This is a genomic window from Nocardioides sp. CPCC 206348, from assembly GCF_048654705.1.
GTDB lineage: Bacteria > Actinomycetota > Actinomycetes > Propionibacteriales > Nocardioidaceae > Nocardioides.
This window is the reverse complement of record NZ_JBMCZA010000236.1, coordinates 35,171-36,283: the sequence shown is the minus strand read 5'-3', so window position 1 is coordinate 36,283 and position 1,113 is coordinate 35,171. Positions and strand designations below refer to the sequence as shown.

The window sequence follows — 1,113 nt, the reverse complement described above, 5'->3', positions numbered from 1 at the left end:
TCGCGCACCGCCCTGGTGGAGACGTTGGCGAGATCCGACCCGGCACCAGGTTCGCTGAACAGCTGGCACCAGATCTCCTCCCCGGTCCACAGCGGCCGGAGGAAGGTCTTCTGCTGTTCCTCCGTGCCGCAGGCGAGAATCGTCGGTGCGGCCATGCCCAGCCCGATAGCGTTGCTCAGAGGGCGGTTCGATGGCGCGTCCGCCTCCTCGAAGAGTCGGTCGACCTCGGGCTGCAGCACCTGCGGCAGTCCCAGGCCGCCGAGTCCCTCCGGAAAGGCGACCCACGCCAGCCCGGCGTCGAACCGGGCGCGCAGGAACGCCAGCGGCTCCTCCGCAGTCGGGTCGTGCTCGGCCAGGAAGGACTTCACCTGCTTTTGAACGTCCATCAATCGGTCTCCTTCATCGCATCGAGGACGTCGAGGTCGAGGCCCGGGGTCGCTCCGGCCGTCATCACGGCATGACGACAGCGAGCATGTCGGCCACACAGGCCGGCTTGTCGCCGCCTTCCCGCTCGATCGTCACCCTGAGGGCGACCTGGTGGCCCACCGCGATCGGCGTGACCGCGTTGAGTTCGACGCCCGCTCGCAGGCGCGAGCCGACCGGCACCGCCGAAGGGAAGCGAAGCTTGTCGGCGCCGTAGTTGACGATCATCTTGACGCCCTGGACCTCGTAGACCTGCCAGGTGAGGATCGGCAGCAGGCTCAGCGTGAGGAAGCCGTGTGCGACGGTTGCTCCAAACGGCCCCTCGGCCGCCCTCACCGGGTCGACGTGGATCCACTGGTGGTCCCCCGTCGCCGCCGCGAAGGCGTCGATCTGCTCCTGGTCGACCGTGTGCCACTCGGAGTGACCGAGGTGGGTGCCGACGGCCTTCTCGAGTTCGGCGATGCCGTTGAAGACCCTCATGCCTTCGGCCCACCGGCGACGTAGAGCACCTGACCAGAGACGAAGCCGGCGCCCTCGCTGGCGAAGAACGACACTGCGTGCGCGATGTCGGCCGGGAGGCCGCCGCGGCCGACAGGGATGTCGTTGACCACGAAGGCCCTGAAGTCGTCGAACGAAACGCCCATCCGCTCTGCCGTGGCCATGGTCATCTCGGTTTCGATGAACCCGGGC

At 68.1% G+C, this 1,113-nt stretch carries 3 protein-coding genes; all 3 read right to left on the bottom strand.

Annotated elements, in window-relative coordinates; all coding sequences use genetic code 11:
* A partial coding sequence (locus tag ACOADB_RS27215) for an acyl-CoA dehydrogenase family protein (RefSeq protein WP_378606462.1) occupies positions 1–386 on the bottom strand: 386 nt, incomplete at its 3' end.
* Between the two features lie 64 nt (positions 387–450).
* On the bottom strand, positions 451–903 hold the full coding sequence (locus tag ACOADB_RS27210) for a MaoC family dehydratase (RefSeq protein WP_378606459.1): 453 nt from the start codon (positions 901–903) through the stop codon (positions 451–453).
* Positions 900–1,113 (bottom strand): SDR family oxidoreductase (locus tag ACOADB_RS27205; RefSeq protein ID WP_378606456.1); only part of this gene is annotated, 214 nt, incomplete at its 5' end. The genes ACOADB_RS27210 and ACOADB_RS27205, both read right to left, overlap by 4 nt.

Coding starts and splice junctions, on each gene's coding strand:
- ACOADB_RS27210 (WP_378606459.1), bottom strand. CDS start 903: ATGAGGGTCTTCAACGGCATCGCCGAACTCGAGAAGGCCGTCGGCACC.